General features: G+C 68.9%; 23 protein-coding genes. All 23 read left to right on the forward strand.

Annotation, left to right across the window (positions count from 1 at the left end):
- Position 1 precedes the first annotated feature (1 nt).
- A complete protein-coding gene (gene uvrC / locus QME70_06915; GenBank protein ID MDI6894325.1) occupies positions 2-1,909 on the forward strand; it encodes an excinuclease ABC subunit UvrC in 1,908 nt (635 codons plus the stop codon).
- 193 nt (positions 1,910-2,102) lie between these two features.
- A complete protein-coding gene (locus QME70_06920) occupies positions 2,103-2,495 on the forward strand; it encodes a DUF2089 domain-containing protein (protein MDI6894326.1) in 393 nt (130 codons plus the stop codon).
- 180 nt (positions 2,496-2,675) lie between these two features.
- Positions 2,676-3,896: a DUF4097 family beta strand repeat-containing protein gene (locus tag QME70_06925; protein MDI6894327.1), complete on the forward strand. Its 1,221-nt coding sequence runs from the start codon at positions 2,676-2,678 to the stop codon at positions 3,894-3,896.
- Positions 3,897-3,900: 4 nt separating this feature from the next.
- Positions 3,901-5,205 (forward strand): MFS transporter, encoded by a 1,305-nt coding sequence (locus tag QME70_06930; protein MDI6894328.1) that lies wholly within the window; start codon positions 3,901-3,903, stop codon positions 5,203-5,205.
- Complete coding sequence (locus tag QME70_06935) at positions 5,202-5,591, forward strand: hypothetical protein (protein MDI6894329.1); 390 nt, start codon at positions 5,202-5,204, stop codon at positions 5,589-5,591. Before QME70_06930 ends, QME70_06935 begins: the two co-directional genes overlap by 4 nt.
- A 96-nt stretch (positions 5,592-5,687) precedes the next feature.
- Positions 5,688-6,029 (forward strand): phage holin family protein, encoded by a 342-nt coding sequence (locus QME70_06940; GenBank protein MDI6894330.1) that lies wholly within the window; start codon positions 5,688-5,690, stop codon positions 6,027-6,029.
- 165 nt (positions 6,030-6,194) lie between these two features.
- The gene (locus QME70_06945; protein MDI6894331.1) at positions 6,195-6,995 is read left to right on the forward strand and encodes a glucose-6-phosphate isomerase family protein; all 801 of its coding nucleotides are present in this window, start codon (positions 6,195-6,197) and stop codon (positions 6,993-6,995) included.
- Positions 6,992-7,852: a PHP domain-containing protein gene (locus tag QME70_06950; GenBank protein ID MDI6894332.1), complete on the forward strand. Its 861-nt coding sequence runs from the start codon at positions 6,992-6,994 to the stop codon at positions 7,850-7,852. Before QME70_06945 ends, QME70_06950 begins: the two co-directional genes overlap by 4 nt.
- Before the next feature lie 113 nt (positions 7,853-7,965).
- On the forward strand, positions 7,966-8,802 hold the full coding sequence (rapZ, locus tag QME70_06955; protein ID MDI6894333.1) for an RNase adapter RapZ: 837 nt from the start codon (positions 7,966-7,968) through the stop codon (positions 8,800-8,802).
- Between the two features lie 3 nt (positions 8,803-8,805).
- A complete protein-coding gene (locus tag QME70_06960; protein ID MDI6894334.1) occupies positions 8,806-9,798 on the forward strand; it encodes a YvcK family protein in 993 nt (330 codons plus the stop codon).
- 404 nt (positions 9,799-10,202) lie between these two features.
- Positions 10,203-11,078 (forward strand): DNA-binding protein WhiA, encoded by an 876-nt coding sequence (gene whiA / locus QME70_06965; protein ID MDI6894335.1) that lies wholly within the window; start codon positions 10,203-10,205, stop codon positions 11,076-11,078.
- Positions 11,079-11,192: 114 nt separating this feature from the next.
- Positions 11,193-11,783 carry a 4Fe-4S dicluster domain-containing protein gene (locus QME70_06970; GenBank protein MDI6894336.1) on the forward strand — a complete coding sequence of 197 codons (591 nt, stop codon included), beginning with the start codon at positions 11,193-11,195 and terminating at the stop codon, positions 11,781-11,783.
- A complete protein-coding gene (locus tag QME70_06975) occupies positions 11,780-12,649 on the forward strand; it encodes a CoB--CoM heterodisulfide reductase iron-sulfur subunit B family protein (protein MDI6894337.1) in 870 nt (289 codons plus the stop codon). The genes QME70_06970 and QME70_06975 overlap by 4 nt, the downstream gene beginning before the upstream one ends.
- Positions 12,650-12,661: 12 nt before the next feature.
- Positions 12,662-14,638, forward strand: coding sequence for a CoB--CoM heterodisulfide reductase iron-sulfur subunit A family protein (locus QME70_06980; protein ID MDI6894338.1), 1,977 nt, complete (start codon positions 12,662-12,664; stop codon positions 14,636-14,638).
- On the forward strand, positions 14,629-15,063 hold the full coding sequence (locus QME70_06985) for a hydrogenase iron-sulfur subunit (protein ID MDI6894339.1): 435 nt from the start codon (positions 14,629-14,631) through the stop codon (positions 15,061-15,063). The genes QME70_06980 and QME70_06985 overlap by 10 nt, the downstream gene beginning before the upstream one ends.
- The gene (locus QME70_06990) at positions 15,048-16,067 is read left to right on the forward strand and encodes a 4Fe-4S dicluster domain-containing protein (protein MDI6894340.1); all 1,020 of its coding nucleotides are present in this window, start codon (positions 15,048-15,050) and stop codon (positions 16,065-16,067) included. The genes QME70_06985 and QME70_06990 overlap by 16 nt, the downstream gene beginning before the upstream one ends.
- Positions 16,068-16,080: 13 nt before the next feature.
- Positions 16,081-17,163 (forward strand): 4Fe-4S dicluster domain-containing protein, encoded by a 1,083-nt coding sequence (locus QME70_06995; protein MDI6894341.1) that lies wholly within the window; start codon positions 16,081-16,083, stop codon positions 17,161-17,163.
- Between the two features lie 103 nt (positions 17,164-17,266).
- Positions 17,267-18,085 carry an FAD/NAD(P)-binding protein gene (locus tag QME70_07000; protein ID MDI6894342.1) on the forward strand — a complete coding sequence of 273 codons (819 nt, stop codon included), beginning with the start codon at positions 17,267-17,269 and terminating at the stop codon, positions 18,083-18,085.
- A 2-nt stretch (positions 18,086-18,087) separates the two neighbouring features.
- Positions 18,088-19,125, forward strand: a complete 1,038-nt coding sequence (locus QME70_07005) for a polyprenyl synthetase family protein (protein ID MDI6894343.1) — start codon at positions 18,088-18,090, stop codon at positions 19,123-19,125.
- Between the two features lie 4 nt (positions 19,126-19,129).
- On the forward strand, positions 19,130-19,783 hold the full coding sequence (locus tag QME70_07010; protein MDI6894344.1) for a redox-sensing transcriptional repressor Rex: 654 nt from the start codon (positions 19,130-19,132) through the stop codon (positions 19,781-19,783).
- 6 nt (positions 19,784-19,789) lie between these two features.
- Positions 19,790-20,590: a diadenylate cyclase CdaA gene (cdaA, locus tag QME70_07015; GenBank protein MDI6894345.1), complete on the forward strand. Its 801-nt coding sequence runs from the start codon at positions 19,790-19,792 to the stop codon at positions 20,588-20,590.
- Between the two features lie 91 nt (positions 20,591-20,681).
- Positions 20,682-21,878 carry a CdaR family protein gene (locus QME70_07020; protein ID MDI6894346.1) on the forward strand — a complete coding sequence of 399 codons (1,197 nt, stop codon included), beginning with the start codon at positions 20,682-20,684 and terminating at the stop codon, positions 21,876-21,878.
- 53 nt (positions 21,879-21,931) lie between these two features.
- On the forward strand, positions 21,932-23,293 hold the full coding sequence (gene glmM, locus QME70_07025) for a phosphoglucosamine mutase (protein MDI6894347.1): 1,362 nt from the start codon (positions 21,932-21,934) through the stop codon (positions 23,291-23,293).
- The last annotated feature ends 21 nt before the right edge of the window (positions 23,294-23,314 follow it).

Below are 23,314 nucleotides of genomic sequence, written 5' to 3' on the forward strand. Positions count from 1 at the left end.
CGTGGAGCAGGAACACTGGCGTGAATTGCTCAAGGGTTTACCCGATCGGCCGGGGGTGTACCTGTTCAAGGACGCGGCCGGGCAGGTGGTCTACGTGGGCAAGGCCCTCTCCCTGCGTAACCGGGTGCGCTCGTACTTCCACTCCTCGGCGGGATTGAACCAGCGCACCATGGCCATGCTCAGTCGGGCGGCGGGCCTGGACTGGATCGTCACCGATACCGAGCTGGAAGCACTCACCCTGGAGTCCAACCTGGTGAAGCGGCACCGGCCCCGGTACAACGTGATGCTCAAGGACGACAAGCATTACCCCTACCTGCGGGTCACCACCGAGGACCGCTGGCCCCGGCTGGTGGTCGCCCGGCGGGCGCGCCGGGATGGTTCCCGCTACTTCGGGCCCTATTACCCGGCGTCCGTGGTGCACGAGACCATGCGTCTGTGCCGGCGCCTCTTCCCCCTGCGCACCTGTTCGGACCGGGCGCTGGGGAACACCGAGCGGCCCTGTCTCAACTACCACATCGGCCGCTGCCTGGGCCCGTGCACGGGCCAGGTGGACGCGGACGAGTACCGCCAGGTGGTGCGGGACCTGTGCCTGTTCCTGGGCGGGCGGGGCGAGGAGGTGCGCCAGCGCCTGCGGGCCCGTATGGAGGAAGCCGCCGGGCGCCTGGAGTTCGAGAAGGCGGCCCGCCTGCGCGACCAGATCCAGGCCCTGGACCGCCTCATCGAGGAGCAGAAGATGGTGTCCACCGGCCTGGAGGACCAGGACGTGGTGGGACTGGCCCGGGCGGGAGGGGACGTGTGCTTGCAGGTGTTCTTCATGCGCGCGGGTAAGGTGGTGGGCCGCCGCCACTACTTCCTCCCCGCGGCGTCGCTCGCCCTCGCCCCCGGTGCCTCCGAGGGCACTGGCGCCGGCACTGCCCACGACGCTCCTGGGGGCGGGAATGGGAGGGTCCAGGACGCCGAGATCCTGGCTGCTTTTCTGAAACAGCACTACGCGGATACCGAGGATATCCCCGCGCAAATCCTGCTTCCTTCGGCGCCGGAGGAGTCAGACCTCATCGGGGAGTGGCTCACCCGCCAGGCTGGCCACCGCGTGTCCCTGGTGGTTCCCAGGAAGGGCGAGAAGAGGCGGCTGGTGGAACTGGTCACCGAGAACGCCAGGCAGGTACTCAACGAGATCAAACCGGAGGAAGAGCGCCGGCGTGAGATGGGGCGGGAAGCGGCCCGGGTGCTGGGGGAACTGGCCGGACTGGTCGGTCCCGTACACCGGCTGGAGGGCTACGACATCTCCAACCTGCAGGGTCGTCAGGCGGTAGGGTCGCTGGTGGTGTTCGAAGATGGCGTACCCCGGAAGGAGCATTACCGGCTGTTCCGCCTGCGCACTCCCGGACCCGACGACTACGCCATGATGCAGGAAGTGCTGTTCCGCCGTTTCCGGCGGGGGCTGCAGGAGGCGGGGAGCGGATCGTCCTGGGCCACCATGCCCGACCTGGTGCTGGTGGACGGCGGCCGCGGCCAGCTCAATGCCGCGCTGGAAGTGCTGCGCGCCCTCGACCTCGAGCGTATCCCCGCCATGGGGCTGGCCAAGGAGCAGGAACTCCTCTTCCTGCCCGACAGGCCCGAGGCGGTGGAGTTGCCGCGGGACTCGGCGGCCCTGCACCTGGTGCAGTGGCTGCGTGACGAGGCCCACCGCTTCGCCCTCGGTCACCACCGCCGGGCCCGCAAACGGGAAGGCCTGCGTTCCCTGCTGGATGAGGTGCCCGGGATCGGTCCCCGTCGCAAGAAGGAACTGCTCCGCCACTTCGGCTCCCTGGAGAAGCTGGTCGCCGCCTCGGTGGAAGAGCTGGCTGCCGTGCCCGGCATGAACCGGGCCGCCGCCCGCCGCCTCAAAGAGTATCTCGGGGAAGCCTAGGTCAGGCTCGCCGCATCGGTGCCCGGGGACGACGGGAGATTCTCCTGGGCGGCAGGTGACCCGCCGGCCAGAGTTTTTCTGGGTAGGGGCTGGCCTTCAGGTCGAGTTGCCAGCAGCGGCCGGCGGGAGTTTTACTTGACGCCTTGACATCGTCAAGGTTCTCCCTTATACTTCCCCAAGGGAGGGATCTGCAGTGGAGGAGCGTGTGGTACCGGGCCGGTGCCCCGTGTGCGGTGAGCCCTTGCGGGCCGTGCGCCTTTACTGCCCGTCCTGCACCACGGCCATGGAGGGGCGGTTCCGGCTGTGTCGCTTCTGCCTGCTCACCCAGGAGCAGCGGGACTTCGTGGAGGTGTTCCTGCGCGCCCGCGGCAACCTGCGGGAGGTCGAGCGGGAACTGGGGATCTCCTATCCCACCGTAAGGGGGCGCCTGGAAGCGGTGCTTGCCGCCCTGGGCCTGGCCCCGTCGCGCGGCGCGGACGAGGAGGAACAGGCCGAGCGGGCCCGTCGGCGGCAGGAAGTGCTGGATGCCCTGGACAAGGGCAAGATCACCGCGGCCGAGGCGGCGCGGCTGCTGGCCTCCCTCTGATCCGTAGAGCGACTGGGCCATCTCATCGCAAGGTAGCGGGGGCGAGATCCACAGAGGACTCGGACTGGGGGCAGGCACCGGTGGCGGCCAAGGCGTGCAGGCGGCGGCTACCGGCGGCGGGCGTCAGGTAGGCGCCGAAGGCTGGTGGATTCAGCGCGGGGATCGAGGGAGGGAAGGGTGATGGGGGAAGAAGAGCGGCGTTTGATCCTCCAGATGGTGGCGGAGGGGAGAGTCACCCCCGAGGAGGCCGTGCGCCTGCTGGAGGCCCTTGAGGGAGCGGCTGGGCAAGGCGAACGCCCGGTCACGGTGGGGAAGGCGGGGGATCGGCCCCCGTCGCCAGCTAGAGCGGAGCCCCAGGATACAGGGGAGGGGGAACGCCAGGGGCGGGGGGCCCGCCGCGCCCCTGGCAGTGAGTCAGGCGAGAGGGTGGCGGGCGGGGCAGCGGAGCCGGGGGCGAACGCGGCCGGCGTGGGGCCCGAGCTCGGCGAGGGAATGGCGCGCATGGGAGCGGAACTCGGGGACAGGATGGCGCGCATGGGGTCGGAGATGGGGGAGAAAATGGCCGACATGGGCTCCGGCATCGCCGAAGGGGTGATGAAGCTCCTGGAGATATTCCCGTGGGCCGGAGCCGAGTTCAGGGATCACCTGAGCCGTGAGGGGGAATTCCTGGGGGATGAGCCGCGGCAAGTGAGTGTGGAACTCGCCAACGGCCGCCTGATCGTGGAGGGATGGGACGGCCCCGGCTGGCGGCTCGAGGTGGACACCCAGGCGCGGGGGCGCCAGGCCCACAAGGCCGCCGACCTGGTGACCGTGGAGGCGGACGAGAAATCGCTCAAGGTGCGCTCGGCGCGGTTTTTCGGGGGAAACTACTCGGTTTCGGGAGTGCTCAGGCTGCCCCCGGGTGAGTATCACCTGCGGGGTGCGACCTCCAACGGACGTATCAGCGCGCGGGGCTTGTGCTGCCGGGTCCTGGACCTGGAGACGTCCAACGGGCGCATCGAGGTGGAGGACATTGAGGGCGACCGGGTGGAGCTGGATACCTCCAACGGTGCCATCGTGGCCTGGCTCTCGGCCCGGAGGCTCCAGGCCACCACGTCCAACGGCAGCATCAGGGTCGAGGCCCGGGCGATCAGGCAGGACACATACGAACTGAGGACCTCCAACGGCAGCATCAGGCTGATCTGTCCCGATCCCGAAGCCGGCTACCGCGTGGATGCCAGCACATCCCTGGGTGGCATTGTGGTGGACCTGCCCGGGATGCCCCGCCAGTCGGCCAAAGGAGCTGCGGCCCGTGCCCAGCTCCAGGTGGCCACGCCTGGCTTCGAGGGTAAGGAATGCCGCCTTGATGCCAGGTTACGTACGTCCTGCGGCTCCATAACGGTATCGACACAGGAGGAATGAGGCCGTGCGGCGGGGACTCTGGACCTACTGGGGCCTCGTCCAGGCCGGCTATTCCGTGATGGGAGCGGTGGTCATCCCCTACCTGCGCACCCTGGGCCTGGACCCGGGACGGATCGGGCTGTACCAGTCCGTGACCGGGGTGGCGGGGGCGGCGGGATCCCTGGGCGGGGGAGTGGTGGGCGACCGCTGGGGGCGACGGGAAGCCATCATGCTGGCCCGGCTCCTGCATCTGACCTCGGTCCTCGTGCTGCTGGTAGCCAGGCGCTGGGAGGCAGTGCTGGCGGTGGCGGTCCTGAGCGGCCTCGCCCAGATGGCCGGGCCGGCGTTCTCGGCCCTGGTGGCGGGGGAGAGTGGCGGCTCCTCCCGAGCCACCTTCTTCGGGGGGCTGCAGACGGTGGCCTGGGTGATGGGTGCTGCTTTACCCCTGGCGGGCGGTTTCCTGGCGGACCGCTGGGGGGCCCGGGTAACCATCGCGGTTTCGCTGCCCTTCTTCGTGGCGGCCCTGGCCGTGGCCGCTGCGCTGGGTAAACCCCGCCCTGCGGGTGCTCCGAACGCTACGGTGCCTGCACCGGGCGCCCTCTCCGGTGCTGCGCCCGCTGAGAGGGTGTGGGCAGTCGCGCCGGGCTCCCCGGAGCCGCGGGGGGCGGCGCGGTGGCGGGCGGCCTGGGAGGGTATGTGGGTTCCCGGCATGCGCTCCACCGTGGTGGGCCTCACCGCTGGCCAGCTGGTCAACGCGGTCGCCAACGGCATCATCAACCTGGCCCTGCCCCTGTGGGTGCAGGATTACCTGGGGGGAGGGTATGCGGAGATCGCCGGGGCGAGCAGTGCGGTGGCCGTGGGGTCGGCCGTCACCATCTACCTGGGGGGCAGGCTGGCCGATCGATACGGCCGCAAGAGGATGGGGACCTTCTGCCTGCTCTGGGCCGGCCTGGTATTCGCCGCCGCCCCCCTGGTCAGGACCGTCTGGCATCTTTACGTCCTGCTGTTCCTGCTCTGTCTGGTTGCCAACGCGGTTGGCCCCGCCCTGAGCGCGGTCAGCGCGGAGTGTGTCCGTCTGTCCGTGCGCGCCACCTTCTCCGGTCTGCTCCAGGGTCTCTGGTGGGGTGGCCTGGCCGCGGGCAGTGCCTTGGGCGGCCTCCTTTACACCCGCGGTTCCGCCTGGGTGTGGATGGCGATCATGGTGGGTGGAGTGCTGCAAGTCCTGATCTGGCAGGTGCTGGTCCGGGAAACACTGGGACGCGAAGTGCCCGAACCCGAGGCGGTGGCCCCGGCGGCGGCACTCGCGCCCGCGAGGGGGACAGAATCATGAGCGAGGAAAAACTGCGCATCCTGCGCATGCTGCAGGAGGGAAAGATCACCGCGGACGAGGCGGCGCGGCTACTGGCCGCGCTGGGAACGCCGGGGAAGGAGGAAGCACCGGGTGCCGCCGGAGCGACCGCGGCTCGCGGCAGGACTCCCTGGTTACGCATCAAGGTCTCCAACCGGGAGACCGGCCGGACCATGGTCAATGTCAACCTGCCCCTCAGTCTCCTCAGCGTGGGACTGGGCATCGCCAAGCGGTTCGCCGGCATCCCCGAACTGGAGAAGATCGATCTGGATGAAATCCTGGCTGCGGTCAGGGAAGGAAGCCCTGGCAAGATCATAGAAGTCGAAGACGAAGACGACGAGGAGAGGGTGGAGATCTCCATCGAGTAGGGCCCGTTGGGCCGCGTGCCGCGGGTTGTCTGCGCCGGGACGTGGGGTGTCCCTCGCAGGCCAGGGGCTGGCGCGGCGGGTGAAGGAGGGAGGAGGTTGAAGTCGTTGCTGAGGCGGTGGCTGATCAACGCCCTGGGATTGCTCATCCTGCCCTACATCGTGACGGGCATCGTGGTGCGGGGCGTATGGGCGGCGCTACTGGCGGCCCTGGTGCTGGGCCTGGCCAACGCCCTCATCCGTCCCTTTCTCCTGCTGGTGTTCCTCCCCCTCAACCTGCTCACCCTGGGGCTCTTCACCCTGGTGGTCAACGCCCTGCTGCTCTGGTTGGTGGCGGCCCTGGTGCCCGGTTTCAGCGTGGCCGGGTTCCTGGCGGCGCTGGCGGGTGCCCTGGTGCTCACGCTGGTAAGCGGGCTGACCTCGTGGCTGATCACCCGCTGACACCGCGGCCTCCCTCGTCGGCCGTCCGGGTGAGACTCCCGGGGCGAGGTCCCCTGTTGCCTGCCCCTGAGGGCAAATACAGGTCCGGAAGGAGGCCGAATCCTGGTCTGGGGACCGATCTACCCGAAGGTGGAATCGGGTGGATTTCTTGAACCAGGTCTCGAAGTGGGAGAAGTGAATCTGGAGAACACAGGCCTGCCCGTGCGGCTTGAGGATGGCGTGCGGCTGCTCTTCGCCGAGGGGTTGCCCCCAGCGGAGCCGTCCCTGCGACCCTGGGAGGAACTGCACCCGGTCCTGAAGGACGCGGCGAGGTCCCCCCGGGGCACCGCCTATCTGATGTACCGGGACATCTGCTGGCCGCAACACCGGGGATCCCTGAAGGAGCACCGGCTGCGTTACGACCTCACTGTGATACCGGCGGCGCGGGCGGGGAGGGAGCCGGTGCGCACCCACGGCCACTACCACGCCACGGTACCAGGGAGCGACCTCACCTATCCAGAGCTGTATCACGTGGTGTACGGGAACGCCTGGTTCCTGCTGCAGAGGCCAGGCCCGACGGGGGCGCGGGAGGTGGTGGTGCTGCGCGGGCGGCCGGGCCAGTACGTGCTGGTGCCGCCTGGTTACGGTCACGTGACCGTCAATGTGGGGAAGTCCACCCTGGTGATCGCCAACTGGGTGGAGCGACACTTCCCTTCCTCCTTCTCCGAGATGCGGGCCCAGGGAGGGGCGGCATATCACGTGCTGGACGGGCCCGCGGGCCTGGAACTGGTCCCCAACCCTGCCTACGGCGAGCCGGTACCCGCCCGCGTGCGCGACGCTTTCCCCCTGCGTGCCCTGGGCCTGGCGGAGGGGCAGCCCTCCTACCCGGTGGGTGTGCGCGAGCCGGGGCGACTCGGGTTTCTGGTGGACCCGGGGTCGTGGCAGGAGGTCCTCAGCAGGGCCTGGCAGGAGGGTGGCCTCGCTTGAGCCACGGGTCACGGGACGGTTTTGCGGGCACGGGGGTTGCGCGGGAGGGTTGGCCGGGCGACCTGGCATCATGGGATGGTTGGCGCCTGGCAGCCGACTACCACACCCACACCCGGTTCAGTCACGGACGGGGGAGCATCGCCGACAATGTGGCGGCAGCCGCCCGCGCCGGACTGGCCGAGGTGGGGATATGCGACCACGGACCGGCCCTGCTGCTCATCGGCCTGCGGTCCGAAGAACGGCTGGCCGAGATGCGCCGCCAGGTGGAGGAGGCGCAGGCTCACTTTCCCTCGGTCCGGGTCCTCCTGGGCGTGGAGGCCAACGTCATCTCCCCGGACGGTGACCTGGACATTTCCGCAGAGGCCATCGCCGCCCTGGATCTCCTGCTGGTAGGGCTTCATCCCCAGATTCGGCCGTCGCTGTGGCAGGGGGCCTGGCCGCTGGTGTGGAAGAATGCACGGGCGCGGTTGGGCCGGACGCTGGGGAAGGCGCGGGCGGCGGCGGAGGCGCGGCGGCTCAACACGACGGCCCTGGTGCGGGCGGTCGAGCGCTATCGGGTGCTGGCCGTCACCCACGCCGGTCTGAAGATGCATGTGGACACGGAGGAGCTGGCGGCGGTGTGCGCCCGGCGGGGCACGGCCATCGAGATCAACAGCCTGCACGGGTACCCGCGCGAGGACGATCTGGCGGTGGCGCTGCGGTGTGGCGCCCGGTTCATCGTCTCGTCGGATGCCCACCATCCCGCCCGGGTGGGGTGGCTCGACGCCGGGCGGGAGCGGGCGCAGCGGGCGGGCATCCCTCCCCACCTGGTCCTGAACGCGCGGAAGGAGCAGGCGCCATTCCCCGGTTCTGAGTAGACAGGGAGCGGGTATCGCTCACCGGCGCTTTCCGAGCGAGCAGGTCGGGCCCGGCGGCGGGCCCGTGAGAGGGGGCGGACCGGATCGCGACCGAAGAGCGGGACGGCCGGCTGGTGATCATCACCGGGCTCTCCGGGGCGGGCAAGTCGCTGGCCGTGCGGGCCCTGGAAGACCTGGGCTTCTTCTGCGTCGACAACCTGCCGCCCGAGCTGATCCCCAAGTTCGCCGAGCTGTGCCAGCAGGGCAGGATCCAGCGGGTGGCCCTGGTGGTGGACATCCGGGGAGGGGAGTTCTTCGGCGAGGTATTCTCCGCGCTCGAGCACCTGGAGTCGGTGGGCTTCCCCTATCAGATCCTCTTCCTGGAGGCGTCGGACGAGGTCCTCGTGCGGCGCTACAAGGAAACCCGGCGGCTGCATCCCCTGGCCCCGCACGGCGGCGTGCTGGAGGGTATCCAGGAGGAGCGCAGGCGCCTGCAGGAACTGCGCGGCAAGGCCCATATCGTGCTGGACACGTCGGACCTGTCTCCTCAGAAGCTCCGCGAAGAGATCACCCATCTATTTACGGGGAGGCGGCGGGGTCTTATCGTGGTGATCCGCACCTTCGGCTACAAGCACGGCGTGCCCCGCGATGCCGACCTGGTGTTTGATGTGCGCTTCCTGCCCAATCCCAACTACGTGGAAGACCTGCGCCCCCTGGATGGCGCCGACCCCCGGGTACGGGACTATGTGCTGCGCTGGCCTGTCTCGCGGCGCTTTCTGCGGCTCCTGGGGGGCCTCCTCCGCTTCCTTTTGCCCCAGTACGTGGCGGAAGGCAAGACCCAACTCACGCTGGCGGTGGGGTGTACGGGGGGCCGGCACCGCTCCGTGGTGGTGGCCGAGTACCTGGCCGACTTCATCCGCCGGCTGGGGCATACCGTGCTTACGGAACACCGCGACATCGAGGAGGAGTGAAGTTTGCCTCTCGGTCGCCGGCCGCGCATCGTGGCCATAGGCGGAGGTACGGGGCTGTCCACGCTCCTGCGCGGTCTCAAGGCGTATCCGGCGGACATAACCGCCATCGTCACGGTCTCCGACGACGGGGGCAGCTCCGGGCGGCTGCGCGGGCAACTGGGGGTTCCGCCCCCGGGAGACGTGCGCAACTGCCTGGTGGCGCTGGCGGAAGCAGAGCCCCTCATGCAGCAGCTTTTCCAGTATCGGTTCCCCTCCGGTTCCGAACTGGAGGGACACAGCCTGGGGAACCTCCTGCTGGCCGCCCTGACCCAGTTGACGGGAGATTTCGAGCAGGCGGTGGCCCTGTGCAGCGGTGTCCTGAAAATCAGGGGACAGGTGCTCCCTGCCACCCGTGACCCCGTGGTCCTGGGTGCGGTACTCGATGACGGCACCGTGGTGCGCGGAGAGACCGCGGTGACCGCCTGCGGACCGCGGGCGCGCCGCCTGTTCCTGGAGCCGCCCGACCCCGAGGCGCTTCCGCAGGCGCTGGAGGCGCTGGAGCAGGCGGACGCCGTCGTCATGGGGCCGGGCAGCCTGTACACCAGCGTGATCCCGCCCCTGCTGGTGCCGGGTGTGCGCCGGCACGTGTGCCAGGGCCGCAACCTGCGCATTTACGTGTGCAACCTGATGACCCAGCCGGGGGAAACGGACGGCTACACCGCCTCGCGCCACGTGGAGGTGCTCTTCGACCAGCTGGAAGCCCGTATGGTGGACGCGGCCGTGGTGAACTCGCAACTCCCCCGTCCCGGTGTGCTGGCCCGCTACCGGGAACAGGGTGCCGAGCCCGTGCTCCCCGATCTCGAGCGCCTGCGTGCCGTGAAGGTTAGGGTGGTGAAGCGTCGGCTGCTGGACCGGGGCGCCTGGGTGCGGCACCACCCCGGGCTCCTGGCCCGCGTGGTGATGGACCTGGTGGACCCCACCTGCCGCGTCCCGCCCACTCCCGCTGGCACGGGCTAGCGCTGAGACCGGCCCGACTCCCCACGACCCCTGCTGTGGATGTCTGCCCTGTTCGACGAACCGTACCCATGCTCCGCAGCAAGGGCGATCGTGACCGGCCTACGAGATCTGAATATAGCTGGCTTTGCGGAAGTACCTGGGTTATGCACCTGCAGGTATTGCACACCATCCTGCCTGGCTGCGGCCCGGGGCAGGGTGCCACGGTGCCCCCGCGGATGAGCGTCCTTCAGAAAACCGCGGACGCGGTCCGATGAAAAATGACGGAACGCCCCCCATCATGAAAAGCGGGAAGCGCCTGCACTCGGTCTGCTGGCTTACGGTGCTGTCCGTGCCAGGATCAGGCCATTGTCGTCCCCCGCGCGGGGTGCTAAACTCAAGAAAGGTGGGTGCGCGGGGGGCCTGGATTGTCCTTCACTGTTGAGGTCAAGGAAGAGCTGGCGCGCGTGATGCCGCCCCGTCCCTGCTGCCGGCGGGCGGAATTGCTGGCCCTGTGGTGGTACGGTCGCCGCCAGGGTTCCTGGCTGGTGGAGAGTGCGGCCACCGCGCGCAAGGTGGTGCGGCTGAGCCGGGGAGCGCTGGGCAAGCCGCCTCGCGTGGAAGCGGTGCGGGCGGGAGGGCACTACCGCTTCCTGGTGGCCCCTCCAGTGGGATTGCCGGCTCCCGGGGAGGCGGATGGGGAACCGGGCAACGGCTGCTGCCGGCGCTCTTTCCTGCGCGGAGTGTTCCTGGCCTCCGGCTGGGTGGCCGACCCCGGCCGGGGACACCACCTGGAGCTGGCGCTGCCTTCCCGGGAGGCGGCGGAGGAAGTGCTCGCCCTGCTGCGGAGCGAGGAGTTGCCCGCCCGGCTGGCCCGGCGGCAGGATACGTACCTGGTGTACCTGAAGAACGGCGAGCAGGTGTCCCGTTTCCTCATCATGGCCGGCGCCCACGGCTCGGTCATGCGCTTTGAGAACGTGCGCGCCCTGAAGGAAGTCAAGAACCTGGTGAACCGGCTGGTGAATGCGGAAACGGCCAACCTGGGCAAGGTGGTGGACGCATCCTGGCGCCAGGTGGAGGACGTGCGCGTCATCCTGGCGGCCGGGGTGTGGGAGCAGCTGCCCCGGGCCCTGCAGGAGGTGGCCCTGGCCCGGCTGCGTCACCCCGATGTAAGCCTGAGGGAACTGGGTGAGACACTGCAACCCCCGGTGGGGAAATCGGGGGTGAACCATCGCCTGCGCCGCCTGCACCGGTGGGCGGAACGGGCCCGGGCAGCAGGAGTTGGCGAAGGTGTATGGAAATGATACGGGGTGTTGCAAATACCTTGAGGGGGGCTAATTTTTTCCCTGCTTTTGTTACCAAAGGAACAATCCCCGGGTCCGGTGCGCGGGGCCGGGGCGGGGAGGGAGGCCGAGAGGGTGAGCAAGGCCGTACTGCATCTGAGCGAGGGGATGGAGCCGGGGTTCTTGCGTGAGGTAGAAGTAGAGGCGGGAACGAGGGTATCACTCTGCTATCAGTGCGGCAAGTGTGCGGCATCCTGTCCGGTGTCGTTCGTGATGGACCTGGAGCCGTACCAGGTGATGAGGCTGGTGCAACTGGGCGCCCGCGACGAGGTGCTGCGCTCCCGGACCATCTGGCTGTGTGCCTCCTGCACGGCCTGCAGCGAGCGCTGCCCCCGTGAGGTGGACGTGGCCGCCACCATGGACGCCCTGCGGGTGCTGGCCCGGCGGGCCGGCTACCGGCCCGCGGAGGGGCAGATCGCCCTGTTCCACGGCATCTTCCTGGACAACGTGCGGGATGCGGGCCGGCTGCACGAGCTCGGGCTCATGGTCCGCTACAAGCTGAAGAGCGGGGGCCTCTTCTCCGACCTGGATGTGGGATTGCCCATGATGCGCCACGGTAAGCTGAAGCCCGTGCCCCACCGCATCCGGGGGACGGATCAGATGAGGGCGCTCTTCGCCCGCGTGCGCGCCCGCGAGGCCGCGGCGAAGGGAGGGGAGGGGCGGTGAAGTACGCTTATTTCCCCGGATGCTCTCTCTCGGGTACCGCCCGCGAGTACGACCGTTCCACCCGGGCGGTGGCCCGGGTGCTGGGCCTCGAGCTGGAGGAGATCCCCGACTGGTCCTGCTGCGGGGCGACTTCGGCCCACGCTACTGAGAAGCTGCTTAGCCTGGCCCTGCCCGCCCGCAGCCTGGCGCGGGCCGACGAGATGGGCCTGGACGTGGTGGCACCGTGTGCGGCCTGCTTCAACCGGCTACGCACCACCGTCCACGCCGTGCGATCGGACTGGAAGGTACGGCAGGAGGTGGGGGAGGTCCTGGGCCAGGAGTACGCGGCCCGCTCCGACGCCTACGCGCTGCCGGACGTGATCGTCAACCGGTACGGCCTGGACAATATCGTCCCCCACCTGAAGAGGAGCCTGGACGGCCTGAAGGTGGCCTGTTATTACGGCTGCCTGCTGGTGCGGCCGTCGGCCATCACCGCCTCTGACGACCCCGAGGATCCCCAGACCCTGGACCGTCTGGTGCGGGCCCTGGGTGGGGAGCCGGTGGTGTGGCCCGCCAAGACCGAGTGCTGCGGCGCCTCCCTCAGCATCACCCGCACCCGGGTGGTGTGGCAGCTGGCCGCCCAGATCCTCACCGCCGCTCAGAGGGCGGGGGCCGAGGCCATCGCGGTGGCTTGCCCCTTCTGCCAGTCCAACCTGGACATGCGCCAGGTGCAGGCCCAGAAGTGGAGCGGCCGGCGCTGGAACATCCCCGTGTACTACTTCACCCAGCTACTGGGGGTGGCCCTGGGGCTGCCTCCCGGCGAACTCGGACTGGAGAGCCATTTCGTGGACCCGCTGGGGGTCCTGCGCCAGAAGGCACTGGTATAAGGGGGGCGGGGCATGAAGCGCATCGGCGTATTCCTCTGTCACTGTGGCTCCAACATTGCCGGCACCGTGGACATCGACCGCGTCGCGGAAGCGGTGCGCAAGATGCCGGGCGTGGTGTACGCGGAGCAGAACAAGTACACCTGCTCGGAGCCCGGCCAGGAGCAGATCCGCAAGGGGATCAAGGAGCAGGGCCTGGATCGGGTGGTGGTGGCGGCCTGCTCGCCCCGCATGCACGAGAACACCTTCCGGCGCACGGTGGAGTCGGCCGGCCTGAACCCCTACCTGCTGGAGATCGCCAACGTGAGGGAGCACTGCTCCTGGGTGCACAAGGACCGGGAGGAGGCCACCGCCAAGGCCATCGATCTGGTGCGGCGGGCGGTGGCCAAGGTGGTGTTCAACCGGCCCCTCCAGAAAGCGTCCATCCCGGTGGAGAAGCGGGCCCTGGTCATCGGGGGCGGCATCGCCGGCATCCAGGCCGCCCTGGACATCGCGGACGCCGGCCACGAGGTGTGGCTGGTCGAGAAGGAGCCCTCCATCGGCGGGCGCATGGCGCAACTGGACAAGACCTTCCCCACCCTGGACTGCTCCCTGTGCATCCTCACCCCCAAGATGGTGGACGTGGCCCAGCACCCCAACATCCGGTTGCTCACCTACTCCCGGGTGGAGAACGTGAGCGGGTACGTGGGTAACTTCGAGGTGACGGTACGCAAGCGGGCCCGCTCCGTGGACGAGTCCAAATGCACGGGGTGCGGCACCTGCTGGGCCAAGTGCCCCCACAAGGTGCCCTCGCAGTTCGACCTGGGCCTGGGGCAGCGCAAGGTGATCTACGTACCCTTCCCCCAGGCGGTGCCCAACAAGCCGGTCATCGACCGCGATCGCTGCGTCTACTTCAAGACGGGTAAGTGCCGGGTGTGCGAGCGCTTCTGCCCGGCGGGCGCCATCGACTTCACCCAGGAGGACGAGCTCATCACCGAGCGGTTCGGGGCCATCGTGGCCGCCACGGGGTTCGACCTCTTCGACCACGGCCGCTACGGTGAGTACGGGGCGGGGCAGGACCCCGACGTCATCAGCGGGCTGCACTTCGAGCGGCTGGTGAACGCCTCCGGTCCTACCGAGGGTAAGATCAAGCGGCCGTCGGACGGCAGGGTGCCCCGCAGCGTGGCCTTCGTCACCTGCGTGGGCTCCCGCGACGACAAGAAGGGGATCAGCTACTGCTCCCGGGTGTGCTGCATGTACACGGCCAAGCACGCCATCCTGCTCGCGGAGAAGGTGCCCGGCTGCAGGAGCTACGTGTTCTACATGGACATGCGCACCCCGGGCAAGGGGTACGAGGAGTTTTACAAGCGCTCCCAGGAGATGGGCACCCAGTACGTGCGCGGGCGGGTGGCGCGCATCTTCCGCGAAGGTGACCACCTGGTGGTGCAGGGCGAGGACACCCTGCTCGGGCGCAAGGTGGTGGTGGAGGCGGACATGGTGGTGCTGGCCACCGGCATCACCCCCCGGCAGGACGCCGGGGAGCTGGCCCGCACCCTGGGCATCTCGTACGACCAGTACGCCTTCTTCAACGAGGCCCATCCCAAGCTGCGCCCGGTGGAGACCAACACGGCGGGCATCTACCTGGCGGGCGCCTGCCAGGGTCCCAAGGACATCCCCGACGCCGTGGCCCAGGCCAGCGGGGCGGCGGCCAAGGTGTCGGCCATGTTCTCCAGGGACACCCTCACCGCCGATCCCCTCATCGCCACCGTCAACGAGGCCATCTGCTCGGGGTGCCTGTGGTGCAAGCCCATCTGCCCCTACCGGGCCATCGACGAGAAGATCATCACCGAGCGGGTGCGCGGGCGCACGGTCAGCCGGCGGGTGGCCACGGTGAACGCCGGGCTCTGCCAGGGCTGCGGCGCCTGCACGGTGGCCTGCCGGGACGGGGCCATGAACCTGCTCGGGTTCTCCAATGAACAGGTGCTGGCGGAGGTGGAAGCGCTATGCCGGTGAACTGGGAGCCGCGCATCATCGGGTTCTGCTGCAACTGGTGTTCCTACGCGGGGGCCGACCTGGCCGGCACCAGCCGCCTGGAGTACCCGCCCACCGTGCGGGTCATCCGCGTGCCCTGCTCGGGCCGGGTCAACCCCCAGTTCATCGTGCGAGCCTTCCAGAAGGGGGCGGACGGCGTGCTGGTGGCGGGATGTCACCCCGGCGACTGCCACTACTCGACCGGCAACTACTTCACCCGCCGGCGCCTGCAGGTGGCCCGCCGCTTCCTGGAGTACCTGGGGATCGACCCCCGCCGCCTGCGCATCACCTGGGTATCGGCCTCCGAGGGCCAGAAGTTCGCGGACACGGTGCGGGAGATGACCGAGGAAATCAGGGTCCTGGGGCCCAACCGCGTGATGAGGGATGAGCTATGGGCGGCGAACTGAGGGCTCAAGATGCTGCAGTGGGCGTGGGCGGGCAGGCCGGGACGGGCGCCATGAGCGCCGTCGGGCACGAGCTGGCCGAGAAGGTGGGCGGGCTGCTGGCGGGCGGCGAGGTGAGGATGTTCCTGGGGTACGGGGCCGGGCGCACGGCCCTGCGGGTGAGGCCCCGGCATGTGCTGCGGCCCGAGGGGGCTGCCGGCCTGGTGTGGAACGAGTTCTGCGCTCCCTCCCTGGCCAAGTATCTCCTGGACGAGCAGGAGGAAGAAGGCCGGGTGGGGGTGCTGGTCAAGACCTGCGACCTGCGGGCAATGAAGCGCCTGGTGGCGGACCGGCGGGTGGATCGCGGGCGCGTCCTCCTCGTGGGGGTGGGCTGTGCGGGGGTGGTGGACGCCGGTAAGGTGGAAGCCCTGCTGGTGGAGCCCGTGGTGGAAGCTGGAGTGCAGGACGGTAAGCTGGTCCTCCAGACCCGCTCCGGCGTGCGCGAGCTTCCCCGCGAGGAGTACCTGCTGGAACGCTGCCTGCACTGCGAGGATCCCAACCCCCGTGAGGTGGACCTCCTGGTGGGCCCGGAGGTCGCGCCCTGGGCGGCACGGCCTCGCGACTATGCCGAGGTGGCCGAGGTGACGGCCATGGGGGCGGCCGGGCGGGCGGCGTACTGGGACCGCCAGTTCGCCCGGTGCCTGCGCTGCTTTGCCTGCCGCAACGTGTGCCCGGCCTGCAGCTGCCGGGAGTGCTCCCTGGAGGTGTGGGAGCCCATGTGGCTGCCCCGCGAGGTGAGCGTCTCCGAGCAGTACATGTTCCACTTCACCCGCGCCTTCCACGTGGCGGGCCGGTGCGTGGACTGCGGCGAATGTGAGCGGGTGTGCCCGGTGAGCATCCCCCTCATGAAGCTCAACCGGGCGCTGCAGAAGGAAATCCAGGAACTCTTCGGGGTCGAGCGGCCCTGGGAGCCGGAGGAGAAGGAGCCCCTGGCCATGTACACCCCGGACGATCCCGACTTCCATTGAGGGAGGTGGTTTCGTGAGGCGCCTCGAACGCAAGGACATGCGTGCCTTCCTGGATAAGCTGGCCTCCGCCGCCTCCCTGGTGGCCCCGGTGCGGGAGGACGGGGTGGTGGTGTTCCGGCCGGTGTCGTCGGGCGAGCAGGTGGTGCTTGACTACGTGAACCCGGTACGCTCGGCCAAGGAACTCTTCTTCCCCCAGACCGAGGTCATGTTCCGGTTCCTGCCCTCCCCGGTGGCGGGCATCACCCCCGTGCAGCCCGACCGGCAGACCGTCCTGTTCGGCATCCGGCCCTGCGACCTGGCCGCCCTCTCCCTGCTGGACGAGGTGTTCCTGGGGGGCGATTACCGGGATGCCTGCTGGGCCAGACGGCGGGAGCTCACCACCCTGGTGGGCATGGCCTGCGAGCAGCCGGACGAATCTTCCTGCTTCTGCACTGCCTTCGGCATCACCCCGGGGACGGCGGACGGCGCCGACATCATGCTTTACCCGGCCGGCGAGTGGCTGGGGGTGGAGGTGCTCACCCCGCGGGGCCAGGCCCTCCTCGACCGGGTGCTGTCGGACGGCGCTGTCGCGCTGGGGGAGATCGGCCCGCCGGGGGCGGCGAGTCAGGCGGGCGCGGGTGGCGGGGCCGGTGAGGCGGGGGATCGTCTGCAGCAGGAATACCTCAAGCGGCCTGTGCGCCTGGGGGACCGGTTGCGGGTAGGCGACCTGGCGAAGGAGCTCGACGACCGCTTCGACGATCCTTACTGGGAGGAAGCGTCCCGGCGCTGCCTGGGCTGCGGCATCTGCACCTACCTGTGCCCCACCTGCCACTGCTTCCTGGTCACTGACGTGCCCAAGCGGGACGACGGGGTCAGGCTGCGCTGCTGGGATAGCTGCCAGTTCAAGGACTTCCTGCTCATGGCCGGGGGCCATAACCCCCGTCCCACCAAGAAGGAGCGCACCCGACAGCGCTTTATGCACAAGCTGAACTACTTCGTGCACCGGTACGGCCGTTACCTGTGTACGGGATGCGGGCGGTGCGTGCAGCACTGCCCGGTGGGCCTGGACATGGCCACCGTGATCGCCGACCTGCGGGGGGTGAGCGAGCATGTTTGACCTGGTTTCTCCGGGCGCGCCGCGAGCGGGTGCCGCGGGAGCCAGTGGCGCGGGTGTACGCGGAGCGGGTGTCACGGCGACGGTAGCGAGCGCCGTGGATCCCATGATGCCCCATCTGGCCCGGATCGAGGAGATCGTGGCCGAGACCGCTTCCGGGGACGTGAAGACCTTCCGGGTGCAGTTCCTCGACCCTGAGACTTCCTTCTCGCACCTGCCCGGCCAGTGTGCCATGGTCTCGGTGCTGGGCGTGGGCGAGGCCATGATCTCCATCAGCTCCAGCCCCACCCGGCCCCGCCCCCTGGAGCTGGCCGTGAAGCAGGTGGGACGCCTGACCGCGCGGCTGCACGAGATGGAGCCGGGGGACGTGATCGGCGTGCGCGGACCGTACGGCAACCACTTCCCCTTCGAGGACATGAAGGGGAAGGACCTCCTCTTCATCGGCGGTGGCATCGGCCTGGCACCCCTGCGCTCTCTCATCAACTACGTGCTGGACAACCGGGGGGATTACGGTAAAATAGACATCATTTACGGGGCGCGCTCCCCCGGTGACCTGTGCTTCAAGCGGGAGCTGTACGATGTGTGGCCCTTGGCGCCCGACACCAGGGTGCTGCTCACCGTGGACCGGGGGGACGAGGAGTGGAAGGGCGCGGTGGCCCTGGTCCCCCACTTCCTCGAGCAGGTGCATCCCGAGCCGGAAGGGAAACTTGCCATTACCTGCGGGCCGCCCATCATGATAAAATTCACCCTGGAGTCCCTGAAGAAGTTGGGCTTTGCGGATGAGCAGATCGTCACCACGCTGGAACTCAAGATGCAGTGCGGGATCGGCAAGTGCGGCCGATGCAACATCGGCTCCCGGTACGTGTGCCTGGACGGGCCCGTGTTTACCCTGGCCCAGCTCGAGACGATGCCCGCAGAGTACTGAAGGTGGGTGAAACAGTGGAAGCCGCCGCTGGCACGGGGGCTGCCCTCGCTCTCCCGCGCACGGCATCGTGCGTGCCTTTCCGGGGGGCCCGCTGGGCGTTTCTCGCCCGGGACATGGAGGGGGTACGGGACTGGATCCGCGTCACCCTGGGAACCCCCGGCGGGTTGCTGGGGGAGGCGGGGAGGCATCTTCTGCGGGGGACGGGCAAGCACCTGCGCCCCGGCCTGGTACTCCTGTGCGCCCGGCTGGGTGATTACCGCCCCGAGCAGGTGATCCCGGTGGCTGCGGCGGTGGAAATGGTGCACATGGCCACCCTGGTGCACGACGACGTCATCGACGGTTCCCCCCAGCGCCGGGGGTGGCCCACCGTGAACGTGAGCTGGAACGAGCGGGTGGCGGTGCTGCTCGGGGATTACCTCTTCTCCCGCGCCCTCACCCTGGGTTCGCGCTACGGTGGCCAGCAGGTGGTGGATTTGCTGGCGGGCGCGGTGGAGGAGATGTGCAAGGGCGAGATGGACCAGGAGGCTCACCGCTTCGATCCCGATCAGACGGAGGAGCAGTACCTGGCCCGCATCGGCCGCAAGACGGCTCGCTTCATCGCCGACTGCTGCCGCACAGGGGCACTCCTGGCCGGGGCGCCGGCCCCCTCCGTGGAGGCACTGGGAGACTATGGGTACAGCCTGGGCCTGGCCTTCCAGATTATGGACGACGTCCTGGACTTCACGGGGTCCCGCGCGGAGATGGGCAAGCCACCGGGGAGCGACCTGGGAGAAGGCGTACTCACCCTGCCGGTGATACTGGCCCTTCACGGTGACAGGGCGCCCTGGATCAGGGAGGTGATTTCCCGCCGCCAGCTCGGAGAGGAAGAATTGCATCGGTTAAGAAATATCCTTCAGGAAGATGGTTACCTGGAGAGGGCCCGCGACCTGGCCCGTTCCCTGAAGGAAGAGGCCCTGCAGGCGCTTTCCTGCCTGCCCCCCGGGCGGGTTGCCGCCCTCCTGGGGGAAGCGGCCCAATTCGTGGTGGAGCGGAGGTTCTAGGAAGATGAGTAACAGATCCGTCGACCTGCGCATCCCGGACGCCGCCATCAGGCGGCTCCCGGTGTATCTGAGGGTGCTGGAGGAGCTGGCCGAGGACGGGGTGGACGTGGTTTCTTCGGCCGAACTGGCCGTCCGCGTAGGTGTCACTCCCGAGCAGATCCGCAAGGACCTGGCCTACTTCGGGGCTTTCGGCACCCGCGGGGTGGGGTACGACCCCGGCCTGCTGGGCCGCAAGATCAAGCGCATCCTGGGCCTGACCGGCGAGGTGCCGGTGGCCCTGGTGGGGGCCGGGAACCTGGGTACGGCCCTGGCCCGCCACAATCTGGCTCGCCATAAGGAAGTGCGGATCACGGCCGTCTTCGACCGCGACTGGGACAAGGTGGGCAAGTCCATCGGAGGCGTGGAGATCCTGCCCCTGGAGGATCTGGAGAGGGAAGTCCGGGCCCAGGGGATCAAGATGGCCATCATCGCCGTGCCTCCCGGCGAGGCGCAGGCGGTGGCGGATCGACTGATGGACGCCGGCATCGAGGCCATCCTGAATTTCTCGCCCGCCAAGCTGCAGCCCCGGCCGGGGACATACATCCAGAACATTGACCTCATGACCGAACTCCAGGCCCTCGCCTATTACACCACCCTGCGCAAGGTAGTGGAAGGGTGACACCCGGTGGGATCTCCCCTCTGGCTGGTATCGGCCTCCTGGGTAGACTGGCTGCGGTACCTGGTGGACATCGCGGCCGTGGCTCTCATCTTCTACTGGGTATTCCGGCTGGTCCGGGGCACCCGGGCCGTTCAACTCATCAAGGGTATCGTGGTGTTGTTCGTAGCGGGCGCAGTGTCCGACTGGCTCGAACTCACCACGCTGAAGTGGCTGTTCGACCAGGCCCAGATTGCCCTCCTGGTCGCGTTGCCCGTGGTCTTCCAGCCCGAACTGCGCCGGGTCCTGGAGCAGCTGGGCCGGGGGAGGTTATTCGGACGGGACTGGTTTCTTCGTTCTTACAGCAGCCGCGCCCTCGACGAGGTATCCAAGGCGGTAGGCATTCTGTCCCGGGAAAAGGTGGGTGCGCTTCTCGTGCTGGAACGGGCCACCCGGCTGGGGGAATACGTGGAGACGGGCATCCGCCTGGATGCGGCGGTATCGTCCGAGCTGCTGGTCAACCTGTTCATTCCCAACACTCCGCTCCACGACGGGGCGGTAATCGTCTCCGGAGACCGCGTCCTGGCCGCCGCCTGCTTCCTGCCCCTGGCGGAGGCCACCCGGCTGGGAACCGAACTGGGAGCCCGTCACCGGGCGGCAGTGGGCATAAGCGAGCGTTCTGACGCGGTGGCGGTGGTGGTGTCCGAGGAAACCGGTCAGGTGGCGGTGGCCTCCGAGGGCAAGCTGGTGCGAAATGTAGATCCGACGGCTTTGCGGGAGATGCTGGACGGCTTCTTCCCGTCCGAGCCCCGCGTCTTCCGGCGGGGATAGGGCCGGGCGCGGTGCCGGTTGCTCAACCGGTGGCGGCCTCCGCCCGGTGTACGGAAGGGGCGCCACGGTGACAGACGGCGGGTGCTGGTAGGTGGACGTGCTGGATCGCTGGCTGGAGAAGGACCTGACCCTCAAAATCCTGGCGGTGGTGCTGGCCATCGTGCTGTGGCTGCGTGTGGGTTCCGGCCAGAGCCCGGTGGTTTCCGTTACCATGTCCGGGGTGACCCTGCAGGCGGTGGGTCTGCCGTCCGAGCTGGCGGTGGCGGAAATACGCCCGCAAAAGGTGGACGCGACCGTGCGCGCTCCCCGCAGCGTGCTCGATCGTCTGAGTCCCGATACCGTGCGGGCGGAGGTTGACTTGAGTGGGGCCGGCGCGGGGCAATTCTCCCTGCCCGTGGCGGCAAAGGCCCCCCGGGGAGTGCAGGTGGTGGAGGTGTCACCCACCTACGCCCGGGTGACCGTGGACTATCTGGCGGAACGCCGCGTGCCCGTGCAGGTCCAGGTGGTGGGCGTAGTAGGCGAAGACTACCGGGTAGAATCGCCCCTGCCCAGCCCCGCCGAGGTGCTCGCCTGTGGACCGCGGGGGCAGGTGGCGCAGGTGCGCTATGCGGTGGGTGAGGTCGACGTTACCGGTGCTACGGCCGATTTCTCCCGCACGGTTAACCTGCGCGCGGTGGACCGGCAGGGCAGGGAGATCCCCGGAGTGACGCTGAAACCGGGCGGGGTGGAAGTCCGTTTCAGCTTGGTGAGGCTCCCCCCGGCCCGGGAGGTACCCGTGCAGGCAGACGTGCAGGGGCAGCTTCCCGCGGGGTACCGCCTGCGGGAGGTGGTGGTGAGTCCGTCCCGGGTGAAGGTGCGCGGGTCCCAGGATAAGCTGGACACCCTGGAATCGGTGAGTACGCGACCCATCTCTCTGGAAGGGATAACCGGGGACAGCGAACGGGAGGTGGCAGTGGCGCTGCCTGCGGGCATCGTCATGGCGGACCCGCCCACGGTGCTGGTCTACCTGCGCGTGGTCGAAGACGTGGGCGAAAAGGAATTCCCGGGCCTGACCGTGGCGGTGCGCAATCTCCCCGAAGGCATGACCGCTTCCTGCCAGCCCGCACAGGTCAAGGTAACCGTGCGGGCGCGCAAGGATCTGCTGGAAGGTGTCCAGCCCCAGGCCTGGGTGGACGGGAGCGGCGATGCCGGGGAGCGGAAGGTCACCGTGCAGGTGGATGTCCCCTCCCGTGTGGAAGTCCCGCGCGTGGAACCGGCCGAAGTCACCCTTGTCACTGCCACGCGGTAGCCTGGCGGCCGGCAGCCGGGTCGCCGGCGAATATCATGGAAGGGGGGGTCGGCTTGCTCTTCGGGACCGACGGGGTGCGCGGGATAGCCAACGTGGAACTAACGCCCGAGCTGGCCTTCCGGGTGGGGCGGGCCGCGGCCGCCGCCCTGGGGGGCGAAGGTCGCCCCCGCTTTGCAGTGGGCAGGGACACCCGGCTCTCCGGTCATCTCCTGCAAGGCGCCTTCGTGTCAGGTGTGCTGTCCGCCGGGGCGGATGTGCTGGACCTGGGGGTGATCACCACCCCCGGGGTGGCCTACCTCACCCGGTACCTGGGCTGCCAGGCCGGTGCCGTGGTATCGGCTTCCCACAACCCCGCCGAGTACAACGGCATCAAGCTCATATCCGCAGAAGGATACAAGTTCCCCGACGAGGTGGAGGAGAGGATCGAGGGCCTGGCCCTGAGTGAGGACACCCTGCCCCGTCCCGCCGGGAGCGGAGTGGGGCGCCTGCAGGATGCGCGCGCAGCACGGGAGCGTTACATAGAGTACCTGGTGGGCACGGTGGCGGGGCCCATCCCTCTGCGGGTGGTGGTTGATTGCGCCAACGGTGCCACTTCGGAGCTGGCTCCCCGGGTGCTGGGGAGGGTAGGGGCGCGTGTCACCGTCATCAACGGCGAGCCCGACGGGCTCAACATCAACGCCGGGTGTGGTTCCACCCACCCGGCGGGCCTGGCACGCGCCGTGGTCCGGCTGGGCGCTCAGGCGGGGATAGCTCACGATGGCGACGGGGACCGCGTGATCGCGGCGGACGAGAAGGGCCAGATAGTGGACGGCGACGCCATTATGGGCATCCTGGCCGAGGCGTTACAGCGAGAGGGGCGCCTGCGCGGGGGAGCTGTGGTGGCCACCGTGATGTCCAACCTGGGGCTGGAGGTGTTCCTGGGCCAGATGGGGCTGGGCCTGGTGCGGACTCCCGTGGGGGATCGCTACGTGCTGGAAGAGATGCGGCGGGGCGGGTACAGCCTGGGGGGTGAGCAATCGGGCCACATCATCTTCCTGGATCACACCACCACCGGCGACGGCATGCTTACCGGCTTGCAGCTTCTTGCCGCTGTGGCCCGCGCGCGGGAGAACCTTTCCGCGCTGGCGGGACGGATTCCCCATTACCCCCAGGCGCTCCGCAACGTGCGGCTCCCCGACGGCATGCGCTATCGTGCCACTCCCCGCATCGAGGAGGCCCTGCGGGAAGCCGCCCGCACCCTGGGGGAACGCGGGAGGGTGCTCGTACGTCCTTCCGGTACGGAACCCCTGGTGCGCATCATGGTGGAGGGGGTCGACCCGGGCGAAGTCACCGGGGTGGTGGCCAGGCTGGAGGAGGTGATTGCCGGGGAGGTATCGAGGGGGTCAGGAGAACCCCGATCGGCGCATCCGGAATGAGCGCGGTGAGCGCACCCGGGA

The organism is Bacillota bacterium (genome assembly GCA_030019365.1).
Taxonomy (GTDB): Bacteria; Bacillota; Sulfobacillia; order JACIYH01; family JACIYH01; genus JACIYH01.